The 17,501-nt window shown below is 75.0% G+C and carries 19 protein-coding genes and 1 pseudogene; 6 read left to right on the forward strand and 14 right to left on the reverse strand.

Annotated features, from left to right (window positions below):
* Positions 1-51: 51 nt before the first annotated feature.
* Genes ccsB through OKX07_RS15205 form a run of 6 tightly spaced genes read right to left on the reverse strand, consistent with a single transcriptional unit; the run spans position 52 to position 5,776 of the window.
* On the reverse strand, positions 52-1,077 hold the full coding sequence (gene ccsB, locus OKX07_RS15180) for a c-type cytochrome biogenesis protein CcsB (RefSeq protein WP_265628809.1): 1,026 nt from the start codon (positions 1,075-1,077) through the stop codon (positions 52-54).
* Positions 1,074-2,816 carry a cytochrome c biogenesis protein ResB gene (gene resB / locus OKX07_RS15185; protein WP_265628837.1) on the reverse strand — a complete coding sequence of 581 codons (1,743 nt, stop codon included), beginning with the start codon at positions 2,814-2,816 and terminating at the stop codon, positions 1,074-1,076. Before resB ends, ccsB begins: the two co-directional genes overlap by 4 nt.
* Positions 2,813-3,751: a cytochrome c biogenesis CcdA family protein gene (locus OKX07_RS15190; protein WP_265628838.1), complete on the reverse strand. Its 939-nt coding sequence runs from the start codon at positions 3,749-3,751 to the stop codon at positions 2,813-2,815. Before OKX07_RS15190 ends, resB begins: the two co-directional genes overlap by 4 nt.
* Entirely contained in the window at positions 3,748-4,464 is a 717-nt protein-coding gene (locus tag OKX07_RS15195; protein WP_322746793.1) for a TlpA disulfide reductase family protein, read from the reverse strand. The genes OKX07_RS15190 and OKX07_RS15195 overlap by 4 nt, the downstream gene beginning before the upstream one ends.
* A 1-nt stretch (position 4,465) precedes the next feature.
* Positions 4,466-5,122 carry a histidine phosphatase family protein gene (locus OKX07_RS15200; RefSeq protein ID WP_265628839.1) on the reverse strand — a complete coding sequence of 219 codons (657 nt, stop codon included), beginning with the start codon at positions 5,120-5,122 and terminating at the stop codon, positions 4,466-4,468.
* Between the two features lie 57 nt (positions 5,123-5,179).
* Positions 5,180-5,776 carry a MarR family winged helix-turn-helix transcriptional regulator gene (locus OKX07_RS15205; protein WP_416220792.1) on the reverse strand — a complete coding sequence of 199 codons (597 nt, stop codon included), beginning with the start codon at positions 5,774-5,776 and terminating at the stop codon, positions 5,180-5,182.
* 113 nt (positions 5,777-5,889) lie between these two features.
* Between OKX07_RS15205 and OKX07_RS15210 the strand changes: the two genes are divergently transcribed.
* Positions 5,890-6,435: a YceI family protein gene (locus OKX07_RS15210; protein ID WP_265628812.1), complete on the forward strand. Its 546-nt coding sequence runs from the start codon at positions 5,890-5,892 to the stop codon at positions 6,433-6,435.
* Positions 6,436-6,516: 81 nt separating this feature from the next.
* Here the strand turns inward: OKX07_RS15210 and OKX07_RS15215 are convergent, their stop codons facing one another.
* Both OKX07_RS15215 and OKX07_RS15220 read right to left on the reverse strand, forming a co-directional pair.
* Complete coding sequence (locus OKX07_RS15215) at positions 6,517-7,215, reverse strand: redox-sensing transcriptional repressor Rex (RefSeq protein WP_265628840.1); 699 nt, start codon at positions 7,213-7,215, stop codon at positions 6,517-6,519.
* Between the two features lie 55 nt (positions 7,216-7,270).
* A complete protein-coding gene (locus OKX07_RS15220) occupies positions 7,271-7,549 on the reverse strand; it encodes a glutaredoxin family protein (RefSeq protein ID WP_265628841.1) in 279 nt (92 codons plus the stop codon).
* A gap of 81 nt (positions 7,550-7,630) precedes the next feature.
* Here OKX07_RS15220 and OKX07_RS15225 point away from each other — a divergent pair, with 81 nt between their 5' ends.
* Positions 7,631-8,494, forward strand: a complete 864-nt coding sequence (locus OKX07_RS15225) for an HAD family hydrolase (RefSeq protein WP_265628813.1) — start codon at positions 7,631-7,633, stop codon at positions 8,492-8,494.
* Positions 8,491-9,042, forward strand: coding sequence for a GNAT family N-acetyltransferase (locus OKX07_RS15230; RefSeq protein WP_265628814.1), 552 nt, complete (start codon positions 8,491-8,493; stop codon positions 9,040-9,042). Before OKX07_RS15225 ends, OKX07_RS15230 begins: the two co-directional genes overlap by 4 nt.
* A gap of 58 nt (positions 9,043-9,100) precedes the next feature.
* On the opposite strand, the gene OKX07_RS15235 is transcribed toward OKX07_RS15230, so the two are convergent.
* The 4 genes and pseudogenes from OKX07_RS15235 to OKX07_RS20470 all read right to left on the reverse strand — a co-directional run bounded on the left by OKX07_RS15235 (position 9,101) and on the right by OKX07_RS20470 (position 12,275).
* On the reverse strand, positions 9,101-10,123 hold the full coding sequence (locus tag OKX07_RS15235) for a LacI family DNA-binding transcriptional regulator (protein ID WP_265628815.1): 1,023 nt from the start codon (positions 10,121-10,123) through the stop codon (positions 9,101-9,103).
* 192 nt (positions 10,124-10,315) lie between these two features.
* Positions 10,316-10,414, reverse strand: coding sequence for a 30S ribosomal protein bS22 (locus tag OKX07_RS15240; RefSeq protein ID WP_003792170.1), 99 nt, complete (start codon positions 10,412-10,414; stop codon positions 10,316-10,318).
* Between the two features lie 242 nt (positions 10,415-10,656).
* The gene (locus OKX07_RS15245) at positions 10,657-10,893 is read right to left on the reverse strand and encodes a helix-turn-helix domain-containing protein (protein ID WP_265628816.1); all 237 of its coding nucleotides are present in this window, start codon (positions 10,891-10,893) and stop codon (positions 10,657-10,659) included.
* A 164-nt stretch (positions 10,894-11,057) separates the two neighbouring features.
* Positions 11,058-12,275: pseudogene (locus tag OKX07_RS20470) on the reverse strand (acetoin utilization protein AcuC).
* 124 nt (positions 12,276-12,399) lie between these two features.
* Here OKX07_RS20470 and OKX07_RS15265 point away from each other — a divergent pair.
* The 3 genes from OKX07_RS15265 to OKX07_RS15275 are packed head-to-tail and all read left to right on the forward strand — an operon-like array spanning position 12,400 to position 15,582.
* The gene (locus OKX07_RS15265) at positions 12,400-13,773 is read left to right on the forward strand and encodes a TrkH family potassium uptake protein (protein WP_265628818.1); all 1,374 of its coding nucleotides are present in this window, start codon (positions 12,400-12,402) and stop codon (positions 13,771-13,773) included.
* Positions 13,766-14,473: a potassium channel family protein gene (locus tag OKX07_RS15270; RefSeq protein WP_265628843.1), complete on the forward strand. Its 708-nt coding sequence runs from the start codon at positions 13,766-13,768 to the stop codon at positions 14,471-14,473. The genes OKX07_RS15265 and OKX07_RS15270 overlap by 8 nt, the downstream gene beginning before the upstream one ends.
* A gap of 47 nt (positions 14,474-14,520) precedes the next feature.
* On the forward strand, positions 14,521-15,582 hold the full coding sequence (locus OKX07_RS15275) for a PPK2 family polyphosphate kinase (protein ID WP_265628844.1): 1,062 nt from the start codon (positions 14,521-14,523) through the stop codon (positions 15,580-15,582).
* A gap of 31 nt (positions 15,583-15,613) precedes the next feature.
* On the opposite strand, the gene OKX07_RS15280 is transcribed toward OKX07_RS15275, so the two are convergent.
* Both OKX07_RS15280 and OKX07_RS15285 read right to left on the reverse strand, forming a co-directional pair.
* The gene (locus OKX07_RS15280; RefSeq protein ID WP_265628845.1) at positions 15,614-16,102 is read right to left on the reverse strand and encodes a hypothetical protein; all 489 of its coding nucleotides are present in this window, start codon (positions 16,100-16,102) and stop codon (positions 15,614-15,616) included.
* Between the two features lie 76 nt (positions 16,103-16,178).
* Entirely contained in the window at positions 16,179-17,465 is a 1,287-nt protein-coding gene (locus OKX07_RS15285; protein WP_265628846.1) for a hypothetical protein, read from the reverse strand.
* Positions 17,466-17,501: the final 36 nt, after the last annotated feature.

Below are 17,501 nucleotides of genomic sequence, written 5' to 3' on the forward strand. Positions count from 1 at the left end.
GGCGCCTGTCGACCTGACCGGAGCCTGTCGACCTGGCCGGAGCCTGCGGGCTCAGAGCCCCGAGTACGAGTGCTTGCCGTCGATGAACAGGTTGACGACCGTGAAGTTGGCGATCACGGCCGCGTAGCCGACGAAGGCGATGAACGCCGCCCGGCGCCCGGCCCAGCCGCGCGTGGTGCGGGCGTGCAGGTACGCGGCGTAGACGACCCAGGCGACGAACGTGCCGACCTCCTTGGGGTCCCAGCCCCAGTACCGGCCCCAGGCCTCCTCGGCCCAGATCGCGCCGCCGATGAGCGTGAACGTCCACAGCACGAAGCCGACCGCGTGCAGCCGGAACGACATCGCCTCGAGGCGGCGCGCGTCGGGGACCTGCTCGAGCCACGCGAACGCGGGACCCGTGACGCGCACGCCGCGGAACGCCTGGCGGACGCCGTCGAGCCGGCTCCACGGCTGCGCCAGGCGTGACCGTCCCGCCGCGCGGCCGTCCCGCAGGACCTGCAGCACGGCCGTCGCGAACGCGACGGTGAAGATGCCGGTCGCGATGATCGCGACGCCGACGTGGATGACGAGCCAGTACCGCTGCAGCGCGGGCTGCACGGCGTCGGCCTGCACGTGCAGCGTGTTCAGCGCGAGCACGAGCGCGAGGACGGCGATGCCCGTCACGACGACGCCGACGAACGCGATGGGCCGGCGGCGCTGCACGACGACCAGCGCGGTCGTGGCGCAGAACGTGCCGACGACCGTGAACTCGTACATGTTGGCGGTCGGCCAGCGCCCCGCGGCGATCCCGCGCAGCACGATCGCGACGAGCAGCAGGAGCGTGCCGAGCACGAGCGTCGAGCGCGCGATGCCCGCCGCGCGGCCCCGTGCCGGGGCGTCGGCCCGCGACGTCGTCGGTCCCGACGGCGCGGCGGGTGCGGACGCGCCGGCACCGACGGCGACGTGCGTGCGCGCCTCGCTCGCCGCGCGCGCCACGTCGGTGATGCGCGCGAGCTCGACGGCGTACGCGACCAGCGCGATCGTCAGCGCGGTCGCGGCCGACCACACGAACAGGTCGCTCAGCTCGGCGACGGTCATGTCCTGTCCTCCTGCGGGGGTGGGGCCCGGGGGTGTCGTGCGACGGGCCGGGGCGCACCGAGCACGTCGGCGAGGACGCGGTCGAGCTCGGGCTGCAGGCCGACGTCGTCGCCGCGGGCGAGCCCGGCGGCCGTGATCACTGTAGCTCCGCCGGTGGTCCCGTCCTCGGCCGGGGCCGCCCGCAGCCACAGGCGCCGCCGCGGGGCGAACAGCGACGTCGTGAGGCCGCCGAGCGCGAGCAGCGCGAACGCCAGCACCCACGCCAGCGACGGGTCGTGCCGCAGGTCCAGCGCGACGAAGCGGGGCAGCTCGTCGAACGTCAGGGTGCCGAGCCCGTCGGGGAGGTCGACCGTCTCGCCCGGGCGGACGTACAGGGTCACGACGTCGCCCGCGTCGTCGACGGCCTGCTCCATGCGGGACTCGTCGAGGCGGAACGCGTTCTGCGGCACGCCGGTGTCCAGGCCGAGGTTGCCGCTCCACACGGACAGCACGAGCAGCGGGTCCGCCGGCTGCGGGTGCACCGAGCGCCACAGGCCTGCGACGGGCTCCTCGGCCGTGGGCAGCAGGAACCCGACGAGCCCGATCTGCGGCTGGTCGTCTGACACGTCGGGCACCTTGATGACACCGCGCGACGTGTAGACGTCGTCCTGCGGCAGGAACGGCACGGCGCCGGAGAACGCGACCTCGCCCGCGGCGTCGCGCACCGTCACGGCGGGTGCGTAGCCGTTGCCCTGCAGGTACACCTTGGCGCCGCCCGCGACGATCGGGTAGTTGACCTTCACGGTGCGCTCGTCCGGCTCGCCCCCGGGCTCGGTGACGGTCACGTACGCGGTGAAGTCGCGCGACTGCAGCGTCTCGGGGTCGAAGCGCGCCTCGAACTCGTCGAGGCGCATGGTGAACGGCACGAGGTCCGCGGGGTCGAAGGCGGACCCGCGCTCGAACGTGTCGTACGACGCCTGCACGTTGGCGAATCCCGTGCCCTGCACGACGATCGCCTGCCCGCGGTAGTGCAGCAGCTGCCCGGTCGCCACCGCGACGAGCAGGCCCACCAGCGCCAGGTGGAACACCAGGTTGCCCGTCTCGCGCAGGTAGCCGCGCTCGGCGGACGCCGACCACGTGCCGGCGCCCTCGTCGCGCACGTCGACGCGGTAGGCGGGGACGGCGAGCCGGCGGCGGCGCAGCACTGCCGCCGCACGCTCGACGACGTCCCGCGGCGCGTCGTCGGACGTGCCCGCGCCCTGCGCGGGGAACCGGCCGAACCGTCGGGGCGTGCGCGGCGGCCGACCGCGCACCGCCGCGAGGTGCACCCGCGTCCGGGGCAGGATGCACCCGACCAGCGACACGAACAGCAGCAGGTAGATCGCCGAGAACCAGACCGACGCGTAGACGTCGAAGAAGCCCAGCCGGTCGAGCCACGGCCCGGCGGTCGCGTGCTCCGTGAGGTACGCGGAGACCGCCGCAGGGTCCTGCGGGCGCTGCGGGAACATCGTGCCGGGCACGGCCGCGACGGCGAGCAGCACGAGCAGCAGGAGCGCGACGCGCATGCTCGTGAGCTGGCGCCACGCCCAGCGCAGCCACCCGACGACGCCCAGCGCGGGCAGCGACGGGTCGGTCCCGGACGGGGTGGCCCGGGTCCGGTCCGCGCCGTCGGGGCCGGGGCCGTCGGTGAACGCGTCGTCGAGGCCCTCGGGGCGGTACCCGGCGGTCGCGTCCGCGGGGCGTGCCGTGTCGTCGCTCACAGCGCGGGCACGAACGGGTCGCCGCCGGTCAGCACGCCCTGGAGCCAGGCCGCCCAGGTGCCCCACGCGCCGGTGAGCAGCGCGACTCCCAGCACCACGAGGACGGCACCGCCGGTGCGCTGCACCGCGCGGCGGTGCCGGCGCAGCCACGCCAGAGCGCGCTGCGAGCGCTGCAGGCCCAGGCCGACGAGCACGAACGGCAGGCCGAGGCCGACGCAGAACGCGACCGCGAGCAGGGCGCCGCGCCCGGCCGAGCCGCCCGTGAGGGACAGCGTGAGGATCGCGGCGAGCGTCGGGCCGATGCACGGCGTCCAGCCGAGGCCGAACGCGACGCCGAGCAGCGGCGCACCCCACACGCCCGCGCGCGGCGCAAGGCGCACCCGCCGCTCGCCCTGGAGGAACGGGACGGCGCCGAGGAACGCCAGGCCGAGCACGACCGTCAGGGCGCCGAGCACGCGGCTCACCGGGTCCTGCCACTGCCACAGCGCGGCCCCGAGGGTCCCGGCGAGCGCGCCGAACGCGACGAACACCGCGGAGAACCCGAGGACGAAGAGCGTGATCCCGAGCACGAGCGTGCGCCGGCCGGCGGGTGCGGGCAGCGGCACGGCGGCGCCGGGCGTCGGCAGGGCGACGGTGCCCGCACCCGGCACCGGGGCCGCAGCAGCGGGACGCGCCTCGGCGCCCGCCCGCGCGGGCGCGACACCGAAACGCACGACGTCGGTCGCGTCGACCAGGCCGAGCCGCGCACCCGGCCCCGGGCGCTCCCCTCCCCCGACCAGGCCGCCGAGCAGCCCCAGGTAGCCGGGCACGAGCGGCAGGACGCACGGCGACGCGAACGACACGAGACCCGCGAGCAGCGCGACGGGCACGGCGAGCAGCAGCGAGCCGTCGGCGACGGTCGAACCGACGCCGAGCACGACCGCGCCTCCGGTCACCGGGCGGCGCCCCTGAGGGCCGCGCGAGCCGGCAGCGCGGTCGGGTCGGCGGCGGTCGGGTCGGCGGCGGTCGGGTCGGCGGCGGTCGGGTCGGCGGCGGACGGGTCGGGCCCCGACGCCTCCTCGGCGAGCAGCTCCTCGACCAGTGCGCGCAGCGTGGCCCCGTCGACGAGGCCGAGGACCCGCGCCGCGACCGTGCCGTCGCGGTCGAGCAGGATGGTCGTCGGCACCGCGTTCACGGGGACCACGCCCTGCAGGGACGCGATCGCCGACCCTCCGCGGTCGTCGAGCGAGGGGTAGGGCACCTCGAGCCGGCGCTGGAACGCCTGCGCGGCGCCGGCCGCGTCGCGGCTGTTGATGCCGAGCACGCGCAGGCCCTGGTCGGCGTACTCGGTCGCGACGGCCGCGAGGTCCGGGGCCTCGGCCCGGCACGGCGGGCACGCGGCGTACCAGGTGTTGAGCAGCACGACGTCGCCGCGCCACTGCGCCAGGTCGTGGGACGTGCCCTCGTAGTCGGTGCCGGTGATCTCGACCGGTCCGACCCGCTCGCCGGCGGGCCACGTGGTCGTCGACCCGTCACCCGACTGGTAGCCCTGGTCGACGACGTCCGGCGCGGCGCCGCTGCCGCCGTCGGCGGCGCACCCGGCGACCGCGAGCAGGAGGGTCGCCGCGGCCGCGAGGGCGGCGCGGCGACGTCGGGGCGCGGCGTGCACGTCAGGCCCCGGGGACCGGTGACGCGCCGGGGAGCAGCGCCGCGGCCGGCTCGCTGTAGCCGACACCGACGAGGGTGTCCCCCTCGAACCGCAGGGTCGTCAGGGAGGCGAGCGCGCACTGCCGGCGGCGCGGGTCGTGCCACAGCCGGCGGTTCTCGAGCGCGAGGCGCGTGACCCAGATCGGCAGCTGGTGGCTGACGAGGACCGCCTCGTGGCCGCGCGCGGCGATGCGGGCCGACTCGACCGCGGCGAGCACCCGGTCGACCTGCTCGGCGTACGCCTCGCCCCACGACGGCCGGATCGGGTTGCGCAGGTGCGGCCAGTGCCCGGGGTGGCGCAGGGAGCCGTCGCCGACGCCGAACGTCATGCCCTGGAAGTGGTTGGCGGCCTCGATGATCCGGTCGTCCGTGCCGACCGCGAGCCCGAAGGCGGCGGCGATCGGTGCCGCCGTCTCCTGCGCCCGCTGCAGGGGGGACGCGGTCACGACCACCACGTCGCGCCGGGGCGCGTCGTGGTCGCCCGCGAGCGTGCCCGCGACGAGCTCGGCCATCTGCTGCCCGCGCTCGGACAGCCGGTAGCCGGGGAGCCTGCCGTAGAGCACGCCGTCGGGGTTGTGGACCTCACCGTGCCGCAGCAGGTGGACCGTGGTGGCGACCATGTGCACAGTGTCGCAAAGTCTCCTGGGTACCCCGGACCGCTGCGGCTCGGCGGCCGGTCACGGTCCGGCCGGACCGGCGTCGTCGCCCGCGGGCGGCGCGCACGCGGGGCCGCGCAGGTGGTCGACGACGACCTGCATGGCGACGCCCAGCGCGGCGAGCTGCTCGTCGTCGAGCACGTCGACGAGGTGGGCGCGCACCGAGGCGACGTGCCCGGGCGCCGCGGCGACCAGCACGCCCCACCCGCGCTCGGTCAGGACGCAGTTGACCCCGCGCGCGTCGTCCAGCGCGGGTTCGCGCCGCACGATGCCGTCGCGCTCCATGCGGGCCACGGTGTGCGTCAGGCGGCTGCGGGAGTGGGCGAGGTCGTCGGCCAGCTCCGACATGCGCAGCGTGCGTCCGGGCGACTCGGAGAGGCGGACCAGGACCTCGTACTCCCCCAGCGACATGCCGCTCGTGTCGTCGAGCTCACGTGCCAGGACGTCGAAGAGGAGCGCGGTGCCGTCGCGGAAGGCACGCCAGTGCTCCTGCTGCGTCGCGGAGAGCCAGCGCACCTCGGGCGGCGCATCGGGCGTACCGGCGCCGGGCGGGGCGGGCTGCGGGCCGGGGGCGGCGCCCGCGGTCGACCGCTCGGCGATCGGGCTGCGGCTCGGCACGTCGTCCTCCAGGGGTGGGGGTTGCAATGACGTCCTCACTGTAGTAGAAAGATCAACAACAGATACTTGTCGAGTCAACGAATCCGTTCGGCCCCGAGCTGCAGAGGACCATCATGACCGCGCTTCCCACCGGCCTCACCACCGGCACCTGGACCATCGACCCGTCCCACACCGAGGCGTCGTTCACCGTCCGGCACGCCGGCATCTCCAAGGTCCGCGGCACCGTCGCGGTGACCTCCGGCGCCCTGACGATCGGCGAGGACCTCGAGACGTCGTCCGTCACCGTCACGCTGGACCCCTCCACCGTCACGACCGGTGACGCCGGCCGCGACGGCCACCTCCAGAGCGGCGAGTTCTTCGACGTCGAGCAGTTCGGCCAGTGGACCTTCGTCTCCACCGGCGTCCGGGAGTCCGGCTCCGCCCACGTCGTCCACGGCGACCTGACGATCCACGGCGTGACCCGCCCCGTCGAGCTCGAGACCGAGTTCAACGGCACCGCGGTCGACCCGTTCGGCAACACCCGCGCCGGCTTCGAGGCGACCGTCACCATCTCGCGCAAGGACTTCGGCCTGACGTGGAACGCCGCGCTCGAGGCCGGCGGCGTGCTCGTCGCCGACAAGGTGCGCATCGACCTCGACGTCTCGGCCATCAGGGCCTGAGCCGTCCCGCCGGCCGACGCCGGCACGCACGTCCCCGCGAGGGCGCGACCGCACCGGTCGCGCCCTCGCGGCGTCCCGCCGTCACGACGCCCCACCCCCCACGCTGCGCGCACGGTCGTGGAACGCGAGGATCTGCAGCTCGGAGGCCACGTCCACCGCGCGGACGTCGACGTGGGGCGGCACCCGCAGCGCACGCGGCGCGAACGTGAGGATCCCCACCACGCCCGCCGCCACGAGCTCGTCGCACACGGCCTGCGCGACGCCCGCGGGCGTCGTCAGCACCGCGATCGTCGCCCCCGTGCGCGCCACGACGGCCGCCAGGTCGGCGGCGGGCTCCACCACCAGGCCGGCCACGGTCGTGCCCACGACCGCGGGGTCCGCGTCGAGGAGACCCACGAGCACGAAGCCGCGCTCCGCGATGCCCGCGTAGTTCGCGAGCGCGTGGCCCAGGTTGCCCACGCCCACCAGCAGCACGCGGCGCACGTCCGCCAGGCCCAGCACGACGGTGATCTGCTCGCGCAGGTGGCCCACGTCGTAGCCGACGCCGCGGCGGCCGTACGAGCCGAGGAACGACAGGTCCTTGCGCAGCTGCGCCGGCGTCACGCCCGCACGCGCCGCAAGCTCGTCGGACGAGGTCAGGACCGCGCCCGTGGCCGCCGTGGCCTCCAGCGCGCGCAGGTAGCCCGGCAGCCGGGCCACCGTCGCCGGCGGCACGGGCTGGCCGTCGCGCGCGGCTCGCCGGTCGCCGTCCCGCCGCCCTGCCGTGCGCCGTTCGTCCACGCGACCCCCTGTGCCCGCGGCACCGCAGGAAGGCCCCGGTGCCAGGGGTCTCACGCTAGGCCCTGGCGCCCCCCGTCGCGAGAGCCCGTCGCAGGCGTGTCTCGTCGATCCGCCAGTACCCGCGCCGCACGCCGTCGACGTCGACCACCGGCACCAGCTCCCCCAGCTCGTCCGCGAGCACGTGCCCGTCGGCCGCCGGCGCGTCGACGTCGACCTCCGCCCACGTCGCGCCGACCTCCGCGCACACCCGCGCCACGAGGGAGCGTGCCACGTCGCACAGGTGGCACCCCGCGCGCCCGTACAGCACGACCCGGGCCGTCGTCGCCTCGTCCACGAGGGCCACGCTAGCCCGGGCGGGCCCAGCCCGCGGGAGACGACCGCCCCACCCGCGGCCCGCGCTCGTTACAGTGGCCCGATGCACGCGGGCGACGGCACGGACCAGCGCATCGTCGCCGCCACGGTCGAGACGCCCCTGGCCGCGCTCGTGCCCGACGGCACCCGCGTCGCGGCCTTCTTCGACGTCGACAACACCATCATCCGCGGGGCCAGCTCCTTCCACCTCGCCGTCGGGCTGTACCGGCGGGGCTTCTTCCGCAAGCGCGACCTCGTGAACTTCGCCGGGCAGCAGGCGCGGTACCGCGTGTTCGGTGAGGACCGCCGCCAGATCGACGAGCTGCGCGCCCGCGCGCTGGACATCATGCGCGGCCACTCGGTCGCCGAGGTCACGGCAATCGCCGAGGACGTCTACGACGAGGTGCTGAGCCTGCGCATCTACCCCGGCACCCAGGCCCTGCTCGACGCGCACCTGGCCGACGGGCACGCCGTGTGGCTGGTGACCGCCACGCCCGTCGAGATCGGTGAGCTCATCGCGCGCAGGCTCGGAGCCACCGGTGCGCTCGGCACGGTCGCCGAGCACGAGGACGGCTACTACACCGGGCGGCTCGTGGGCGACCTGGTGCACGGCGAGGCCAAGGCGAGCGCCGTCCGCGCGCTCGCCGCCCGGGAGGGGTACGAGCTCGACCGGTGCCACGCCTACGGGGACTCGACCAACGACGTCCCGATCCTGTCCACGGTCGGCCACCCGTGCGCCATCAACCCCGACGGCCGGCTGCGCCGGCACGCCGCCGAGGTGGGCTGGCCCGTGCGGGAGTTCCGCACCCGGCGCAGGCAGGCGCGACGCGGCGTCAACGCCGCGAGCCTCGCCGGGGTCGTCTGGGCGCTCGCGGTCGTCGGACGCGCCCTGCGGCGCTCGATCCGGGGCCGGATGGGGGCACCATGACGGCGACGACCAACTGGGCCGTGCGGACCGCGCAGCCGCGGGACTCCACCGCACTGGCGGAGCTGGCCGCGCTGACGTTCCCGCTGGCGTGCCCGCCCGGGTCGACCGCCGCCGACCAGGGGCTGTTCCTCGACGCGCACCTGCGCGCCGAGCACTTCGCGGCGTACGCGGCCGACGCGGGGCACGTCGTGCTCGTCGCCGCGACGCCCGGCGACGACGGCGTGCTGCTCGGGTACACGATGCTCGTCGCCGGGGAGCCGACGGACGAGGACGCCCGCGCGGCCGTGCACATCCGCCCGACGGTCGAGCTGTCCAAGTGCTACGTGCACCCGGACCAGCACGGCGCCGGCGTCGCAGCCACCCTGCTGCGCACCTCCTTCGACCACGCCCGCGCCCTCGGCGGCGGCGGGATGTGGCTGGGCGTCAACCAGCACAACGCGCGCGCCCAGGCGTTCTACGCGCGCGAGGGGTTCGCGGTCGTCGGCGTCAAGCACTTCCGCGTCGGCGAGCGGGTCGAGGACGACTACGTGCTGGAGCGTCCGCTCTAGGGTCCCGACGCGGACCGGCAGGTGTCGGCAGCAACGTGCCGGCCGACCTGCGCGCGTCTCAGTGTGGCGGCGTGGTCCCGCGCTCGACGATCCGCATGCTCGCCAGGTGCGTCACCGGCTCGTGCGGCGCGCCGGAACGCTGCAGGCGGTCCCACAGCAGGTCGAACGCGACCCGCGCGATCTCCCCGCGTCCGGGGTCGACGGTCGTCAGCGGCGGGTCCGTGAACCTGGCCTCGTCGGTGTCGTCGAAGCCGATGACCGCCACGTCGTCCGGGACGGACAGGCCCCGTGCACGCAGCTCGGACAGCACGCCGATCGCCAGGGAGTCGTTCAGGGCGACGACGCCGTCGGGCTCCGCACCCGAGTCGAGGACCGCCGCCATGCCGGCGGCACCGTCCGCGCGGCGCCAGGTCGGCGGCGCCCAGCCGACCAGGCGCGGGTCGAACGCGATCCCGCACGCCTCCAGCGCGGCGAGGTAGCCCGCGTACCGCAGGCGGGCTGTGGCGAAGGGGTGCTCGCGCTGCATCCCGACGACGGCGACGCGCCGACGGCCGCGCTCGACGAGCAGCCGCGTCGCCGCCTCGACCGCCTCGCTGTCGCGCATCGACACGTGGTCCACCCCGGCCGCGGCGCCGGCGACCTGCTCGCCGAGCAGCACGAGGGGGACGTGCGGTGCCACCGCCGCGACGTCGGCGACGTCGACCGCGACCGGGATGAACAGCAGGCCGTCGGTGAGCTTGCGTCCCGGGCCGTTGAGCACCTGCAGCTCCTGCTCCCGCGTGCCGCCCGTCGGCTCGATGATGACGGTGACCCCCCGCTCGCGGCCGATGCGCAGGACCTCGTCCGCAAGCTCACCGAAGTACGCCTGGCGCAGCTCCGGGACCGCGAGCCCGATCATGCCCGTGCGCCCCAGGCGCAGGTTGCGGGCCGCGAGGTTCACCTCGTACCCGAGCTGGTCGATGGCGGCGACCACCCGCGCGCGCGTCTCGGCGCGCACGTACGGGTAGTCGTTGATGACGTTGGAGACCGTCTTCACCGAGACACCCGCGACCCGCGCCACGTCGGCCATCGTCGTCGGCATGGCCGACCTCCTCGGATCCGTGCCCGTGGGTCCGACGACAGGCGGACGCACGCGTGGCAGACGAGACGGCAGCAGCGCCGTCGCCCGGGCAGCCTATCGAGGACGCTGCGCCGGGTGGTCCCGGACACACGTCGGGCCCGGTCGTGGCGACCGGGCCCGGGGTGCACGACGCGCCGACGAGCGGCGCTCAGCTCACTTCTTGTTGCGGCGCTGGTGACGCGTCTTGCGCAGCAGCTTGCGGTGCTTCTTCTTCGCCATACGCTTGCGGCGCTTCTTGATGACGGATCCCATGCGGTCCTCACTCGTGTCCGGTCACGACCCGTCAGGGCCGCGAGTGGTGGTCGATCGACGCGCGGTGCGCATCGGGCCCACCCGAATCACCCACGCACGCAAAGTCCGAGCGCCCACCTTACGCGATGGCGTACCGCGACCGCGAACTCCCGGCCGTGCGGGGTGCTCACCGGGCGCTCGTCGGGTGCCTGCCGTGTGCCTGCCGTGCGCCTGCCCGTGCCGCACGGCCGGCACCGGTGTCCTCAGGAGGTCCGGCGGTCCTCGCCGAGCATCCCGGGGTCGACCGTCGCCGACGACCTCAGGTACGCGTCGAGCGCGTCCTGCGGCACGCGGAACGACCGTCCGACGCGCACGGCGGGCAGCTCACCCGCGTGCACCAGCCGGTACACGGTCATCCGCGAGACCCGCATGAGGTCCGCGACCTCGACGACCGTGAGGAACCGCACGCGACCCTGGGGTCCGCCCTGCTCCTCGCCCATGCCTCGGCCCTCCAGCTGACCGGGCCGCGCCGGCGTCGCGCACCCGGGCGCCCGGGTGCGCGGCCCACAGTAGTGGCGCGTGTGACAGGTGGGATAGGGGTGACACCCGCCCGGCCCACCGCAGTGACGGTCCTCCCGTCGTGACGGTCCTCCCGTCGTGACGGTCAGTCGAGGTCCGGGTCGAGACCCAGCGACGGGAACACGGCCGCGCGGGTCGCGCGGATCGCGCGGTCCACGTCGTTCGCCGGGTCGTAGCCCGCGGACCAGGGCCGGTACCAGGCCGTCGCGTGGTCCGTCATCACCGGCACCGCGGCACGCCCGTAGCGCTGCTGCACGAGGTCGAGCCACTCCTGCGGCACCGGGGTCGCCGGGTCCACCGGGCGGTGCGACGCGACGCCCAGCAGGTGCGACCACGTCCGCGGGACGACGTCGAGGATCGCGTACCCGCCGCCGCCGAGCGCGACCCACCGCCCGTCGCAGACCTCGTGCGCCAGGTCGTGCAGCAGGGACGCCGCGACCTTCTGCGCGTCCACCGACACCCGCAGCGTCGCGAGCGGGTCCATGAGGTGGGTGTCGCAGCCGTGCTGGGTGACGAGCAGGTCGGGCGCGAACTCGCGGACCACCGCGGGCACGACCGCCTCGATCGCGCGCAGCCAGCCCGCGTCGTCCGTCCGGGAGGGCAGCGCCACGTTGACGGCCGTGCCGTCCGCGCGGGGCCCCCGTCTCCGTCGGGTACCCCGTTCCGGGGAACAGCGCGTGCCCCGTCTCGTGGATCGACACGGTCAGCACCCGCGGGTCGTCCCAGAAGACGTCCTGGACGCCGTCGCCGTGGTGCGCGTCCACGTCGACGTACGCGACCCGCTGCGCGCCGGCGTCCAGCAGCGCCCGGATCGCGACGGCCGCGTCGTTGTAGACGCAGAAGCCCGACGCGGCGCCCGGCCGCGCGTGGTGCAGGCCACCGCCCACGTTCAGCGCGTGCTCCGCCCGGCCCTCCACACCGCCATCGCCGCGTCGACCGTGCCGGCCACGACGCGGGCGGCGGCGTCGTGCATCTGCGGGAACAGCGGGTCGTCCCGCGTCCCCAGGCCGCGCACCAGGTCCGGGACGCCGTGCTCGGCCGCCGCGTGCACCGCCGCGACGTACGCGGGCTCGTGCACGGTCGCCAGCAGCGCGTCGGACGCCGGCTCCGCCCCCACCACCTCGACGCCCGCCGCGTCGAGCAGGCCGAGCTGGGCGGCGAGCGCGATCGTCAGGTCGATCCGGTCGGACGTCATGGGGTGACCGAAGCCGAAGTCGTACGCGAGGAGCTCGGTCGCCCAGACGACCCGCAGCGTCGGTGCCCCGGTGACGCGCGCGGCGGGGTGCGCGTCGGAGGCCGTCATGGGCTCACCGTCCCACCGTCACACGGCGTGTGTCGACCCGACGTGCAGGCCGCGCCAGTGCGTGGGGAGGGGCGGCACGTGCCAGAGTGTGGGGTCTGCGACCAGGTGGACAGCGGGAGGTGGGATGGCAGCGGGGCCCGGCCTGCTGTGGAGCGCGCGCGAGTACGTCGACCGGTCGGCCCGGCAGTCCCCCGCACGACTCGCGCTCGGCGTCTTCGCCCTCGTCATCGCCGTCATCACCGTGCTGCTGTCCGCACCGTGGGCGACGGCCGGTGGCGAGCGCGCGCCGCTCGTCGACGCCCTGTTCACCGCGACGTCCGCGACCACCGTCACGGGGCTGGTCGTCGTGCCCACCGGGGAGTACTGGTCCGCGTGGGGCCTGGTGGTCATCCTCGTGGCGATCAAGATCGGCGGGCTGGGCGTCATGACGCTCGCGTCGCTGCTCGGCATGGCCGTGTCGCGGCGCATCGGCCTGACGCAGCGTCTGCTGGTGTCGTCCGAGACCAAGGTGACCCGCCTGGGCGAGGTGGGGTCGCTGGTCCGCACCGTCATCGTGACGTCGACGGTCCTGGAGGTCGCGATCGCCCTGGTGCTGTTCCCGCGGCTGCTCGTGCACGGGGAGTCCACGGGGACGGCCGCGTGGCACGCGGTGTTCTACTCCGTCTCGGCGTTCAACAACGCGGGCTTCGTGCCGACCCCCGAGGGGCTGGACCCGTTCGTCTCCGACTGGTGGATGCTGCTGCCGATCATCATCGGCGTGTTCATCGGGTCCCTGGGCTTCCCCGTCATCCTCAACGTCGCCAACCACCTGCGCGAGCCGCGCCGCTGGAGCCTGCACTCCAAGCTGACGATCACGACGAGCCTCGCCCTGGTGCTGTTCGGGTCCGTGGTGGTCGCGGCGTTCGAGTGGACCAACCCGGACACGTTCCGGCCGCTCGACGCCCCGGGGACCATCCTCGCGTCGCTGTTCGCGGGCGTCATGCCCCGCTCGGGCGGGTTCTCGACGGTCGACGTGGGGCAGATGCACGAGGGCACGTGGCTCCTGCTCGACGCCCTGATGTTCGTCGGCGGGGGCTCGGCGTCGACCGCGGGCGGCATCAAGGTCACCACCCTGGCCGTCATGCTGCTCGCGATCGTCGCCGAGGGCCGCGGCGACCGTGACGTCGAGGCGTTCGGCCGGCGCATCCCGCGCGAGACGCTGCAGGTCGCCATCGCCGTCAGCTTCGTCTCCGCGACGATCGTGCTGATCGCCACCCTCCTGCTGCTGGCCATCACCGGGCTGACGCTCGACCGCGTGCTCTTCGAGGTCATCTCGGCGTTCGCGACGGCCGGGCTGTCGACCGGCATCACCGCCGACCTGCCGACACCGGCGAAGTACGTGCTCGTCGTGCTCATGTTCATCGGCCGGACCGGCACCATGACGCTTGCGGCGGCGCTCGCGCTGCGCAACCGTCGACGTGTCATCCGCTACCCGGAGGAGAGGCCCATCGTTGGCTGAGAGCCTGCGTTCAGGCGGCGGCGAGCCGCGCAACGCACCCCGCACCCCGAAGAAGGACTCGGGCGTCCTGGTCATCGGCCTCGGGCGGTTCGGGTCCGCCATCGCCTCGACCCTCGACCGCCTCGGCCAGGACGTCCTGGCCGTCGAGCGCAACCCCGAGCTGGTCGCCCAGTGGTCCGGGCGCATCCCGCTGGTCGAGGCCGACGCGGTGAACCCCGACGCGCTCGAGCAGCTGGGCGCACGCGAGTTCCCCGTCGCGGTCGTCGGCGTCGGGTCGTACCTCGAGGCGTCCGTGCTGATCACGGGCAACCTGGTCGACATCGGTGTCCCGCAGATCTGGGCCAAGGCGATCAGCTCCGAGCACGCGCGCATCCTGCAGCGCATCGGCGCGCACCACGTCGTCCTGCCCGAGGCCGACGCCGGGTCGCGCGTCGCGCACCTCGTCAGCGGCAAGATGCTCGACTACATCGAGGTCGAGGACGGGTTCACGGTCGTGAAGATGCGGCCCCCGAAGGAGGCGCAGGGGTTCACCCTCGCGCAGTCCAAGGTGCGCGAGCGGTACGGGGTCACGATCATCGGGGTGAAGTCACCCGGGATCGACTTCCAGTACGCCACACCCGAGACGCGCATCTCGGCCAACGACCTCATCATCGTCGGCGGTCACGCCGACCTGCTCGAACGCTTCGCCTCACGACCCTGAGGCGAGGTCCACCGCCCACGCACGGCTCGTCCGACGAGGAGACCTTCATGGCGAAGGGCAGCAAGAAGTCCGGCAAGAAGTCCGGCAAGAAGTCCGGCAAGAAGTCCGAGAAGAAGTCCGGCAAGAAGTCCGAGGCGAAGGCCATCGAGAAGGCCCTCGAGAAGTCGCGCAAGAAGGCGGACGAGAGCGAGGTCACCGCTCCCACCGCAGTGCTGGACCGCGCGGAGACGCAGCTGCCCGCCGAGCCCACGACCGACGACGTCGCCGAGCGCCGCGACGTCGCGATCGACGCGCTGCGGGTCGGGCCCGGGTTCCGGATCGCCGACCTCGACGCGTCCTCGAAGCCCGGGTTCGGCGGGTCGCGCTCCGAGGGCGAGCGGGCCCTGGACCTCATGGGAGAGGAGCTCTCCGAGCTGCAGGAACGGCTGTTCGCGCACGGCCGCACCGGCGGCACGCGCTCGGTGCTGCTCGTCCTGCAGGGGCTGGACACGGCGGGCAAGGGCGGCATCGTCCGCCACGTGCTCGGCCGCGTCGACCCCCAGGGCGTCGCGCTGCGCTCGTTCGGCGTCCCGACGGCCGAGGAGCGCCGCCACCACTACCTGTGGCGCATCCGCCGCGCGCTGCCCCCGGGCGGGCTGATCGGCGTGTTCGACCGGTCGCACTACGAGGACGTCCTGGTCGCCCGCGTCGACGAGCTGGTCGCACCCGAGGTGTGGCAGGGCCGGTTCGACGAGATCAACCGGTTCGAGGCCCAGGTCGCGGCGGCGGGCACGACGATCGTCAAGGTCGCGCTGTGGGTGTCGCGTGACGAGCAGTACGCGCGACTGCACGAGCGGCTGGAGCGCCCCGACAAGCTGTGGAAGTACAACCCCTCGGACGTGGACGTCCGGCTGCGACGGCCCGCGTACGAGGAGGCCTACCAGGACGTCCTCGACCGCACGAGCACCGACGTCGCGCCCTGGTACGTCGTGCCGGCCGACAGCAAGTGGTACGCCCGGCTGGCCGTCAGCGCCCTGCTGCACGGTGCGCTGAGCGACCTCGACCTCGGCTGGCCCGCGGCCGACTACGACGTGGCCGCCGAGCTGGCCCGCCTCGAGGCGACGCGCTGAGACGACGCCGGACGCCCGTCCGTCGTGAAGGTCAGGAGCCGTCCGCCGCCCGTCGCTGGTGCGGCAGCTCGCCGTTCCGCAGCGAGCCATGAGGGCGCACGCAGTGGCGCAGGCCCGCACCCTGCGTGCCCGGGCGTGCGACGTCCCGCCACGTGGGCAGGCTGCGGAGGGGACCGGCGGCGTGGCCGTGCAGCGGCGCACCGAGCGCCGGGTGCTCGACGTACGTCGTGCGGGGCTCCGGGGCGCCCTGCCAGGGCGACGGGGTGTCGTGGCCGAGGGCCGCGCGCTGCGTCGGGACCCGGACCACCCGGCGGGCCGGCGACAGGACGACGCGGGGCGCGGGCACCGCGAGCCGCGGACGGTTGAGGTGCTGGTAGAGCTGGGCTGCCGCGCCGCCGATGACCATCAGGAGTGCACCCGGGAGCATCTGCTCCCCGGCGGCGGTCAGGCCGGTGGCCGCGAGCGTGAGCCCACCGCCCACGAGCATGCCGGGCAGTGCCTGGCGAAGATAGGTGTGCATGTCCGAGCTCCTTGCCTGGTAGACCGGAGCGCCCCTCGGGGCGCGGGACGTCACGCGCTGTGCGCGGGACGTCCGGTCAGGCAGGGCTCTGAAGGACGTCGCGCGCGGGGGCCGTCGGGCAGGTGTCGTGCGACGCCGTGAGCGTCGCGACGAGCACGAGGTCGACCGGCCGCGGCCAGTGCGCCGGGACGGCTCTCGGCCCGGCTCGCGGGGTCACGGACCCGGCACCCGGCGTCCCGAGCCCGGCCTCCGGGGTCAGGGGCGCAGGTGCGGTCGGGCGCTGCACGGTCACGGCGGGGGCCACGGTCGCCGCGGTCTCCGCGACCGGGCTCGCAGCGACGTGGGAGGTGACGGTGACGACGGCGGGCGCCTCGGGCAGCGGGGCGCCCGGGCTCTGCGACGGGAACCACGGCGTCCGCTGGGCCGGTGGCGTCGCGGCGGGCGGCGGTGCCACGACGGCCTGCACGACCACGGGAGGCGGTGGTGGGACGGGCAGGGCCGCGGGCGACGCGGGCAACAGGTGCGGGGCGCGGGCCCAGGTGGGTCCGTGCTCGCTCGGCGGCTCGCACAGCTCGCGCAGCGGGACGGTCTCGGCGTCGTCAGCGGCGTCCGTGGCCCGGACGACGCCGGGCGCCCCGTCGAGCGCCGTCGCCGTGACGACGTCGACCACCGCGGGGACGAGGGACACGGCGGGCGCGACCGTCACGAGGACGACCGGCACGGCCCGCGGGGCGCCGGACGCCGCGGGGACGTCCTGGGTCGGGTCGCCGACCGGGACAGGGTCGGTGTCCGGCGGACTGACGGGCTCGGTCGGCTCGACGGGCTCGGTCGGCTCCGTGGGCTCGGTCGGCTCCGTCGCGGGGTCCGTGGGCTCGGTCGGGGGGTCCGTCGGCTCGACGACCGGGTCGCCGGGCTCCACGACGGGATCGACCGGCTCCACCGGCGGGTCCGTCGGCTCGACGGGGGGGTCGGCGGGCTCCACGACGGGGTCGACCGGCTCGTCGACGGGGGTGGCCGGGTCGCCGTCCGGCTCGGTGGCCTCGAGCGGCGTCTCGGCGATCTCGGCCAGGTGCGGGGTCGCGGCCTCGGGCAGCTCGGCCCAGGTCACGTCGACGTGCTCGCCACCGACCGCCCAGGGCGCACCGGGTCGCGCGGCGGCGCCGTCGGACCGTTCGAGTCCGGCGGGCGAGGCGTGGGGGGCTGCCGAGGCACCGGCGGGGCTGCCGACGGCGGCGTCGAGCAGCAGCAGCAGCAGGCCGGCGACGACGGTGACGAGGGCGCGCAGCACCCAGGTCTCCGCTCGTGCCTGCCGGTACGCCCGCATGCTCGATCCTCCCCCGAGCACGTCAACTCTGACGCGCACGGATCCAGTATGCGGGCTGATGCGCACAAACGCCCA

It is taken from the genome of Cellulomonas sp. S1-8 (assembly GCF_026184235.1).
In the GTDB taxonomy this organism is placed as follows: Bacteria; Actinomycetota; Actinomycetes; order Actinomycetales; family Cellulomonadaceae; genus Cellulomonas.